We start from the raw sequence: 1082 nt of genomic DNA on the forward strand, positions 1-1082 counted from the left end.
GTCATTTCGAATGGATCTAGAATTAACTCTAAGTCTTCTTGTGACAGTACACCATTTTTCACACAAAGTTCTCGAACGGATTGCCCTGTCGCGATTGCTTCTTTCGCAACGCGAGCTGCAGCTTCATAACCGATATGAGGGTTCACGGCTGTAATAATTCCTACACTTTTCTCAACATACTCTTTTAAGCGATCTTCATTCGCTTCAATTCCTTTTAAGCAATTATCTGTAAAGGCACGGAAACCGTTATTCATAATGCTAATTGATTGTAGTAAGTTGAAAACAAGTACTGGTTCCATAACGTTTAATTCTAATTGTCCTGCTTCTGAAGCAAGGCAAATTGTATGGTCATTACCAATTACTTGGAACGCAATTTGGTTAATAACTTCTGGCATAACAGGGTTTACTTTCCCTGGCATAATAGATGAACCTGGCTGACGAGCTGGTAACATAATTTCTGCTAAACCAACACGTGGACCTGATGCCATTAAGCGAAGGTCATTCGCAATTTTAGACATATTCATCATACATACTTTAAGTGCTGCAGATACTTCTGTGTATGCATCTGTATTTTGCGTTGCATCTACTAAGTCTTCTGCACCAACTAGTGGTAGTTCACTAATTGCAGCTAAATGTTTTACAACTGCTTCAATATATTCTGGGTCTGCATTTAAGCCTGTACCAACTGCAGTTGCTCCCATGTTCACTTCATATAAGTGTTGACGTGATTGCTGAATTCGTTTCATATCACGTTCAAGTACACGAGAGTACGCTTTAAATTCTTGTCCAAGACGAATTGGCACAGCGTCTTGTAAATGCGTACGACCCATTTTAATCACATGATCGAACTGTTCTGCTTTTAATTCAAATACATCGTGCATATAACCCATCGTTTGTAATAAACCTTCTAATGCGTTTAATGTTGCGATATGAATCGCCGTTGGGAATGCATCGTTTGTTGATTGCGCCATGTTTACATGACTATTTGGACTAATATAATGATAGTCTCCCTTTTCCATTCCTAATAATTCAAGCGCACGATTGGCAATGACTTCATTTGCATTCATGTTCATTGAAGTACC

At 38.7% G+C, this 1082-nt stretch carries 1 protein-coding gene; it reads right to left on the minus strand.

Going from position 1 to position 1082, the window contains the following annotated elements:
• On the minus strand, positions 1-1082 hold a 1082-nt coding region (locus MR136_RS28255; RefSeq protein ID WP_242259709.1), incomplete at both ends, for an aspartate ammonia-lyase.

The sequence above is a fragment of the Bacillus cereus group sp. BfR-BA-01311 genome (assembly GCF_022664295.1).
GTDB classification, from domain to species: domain Bacteria; phylum Bacillota; class Bacilli; order Bacillales; family Bacillaceae_G; genus Bacillus_A; species Bacillus_A cereus.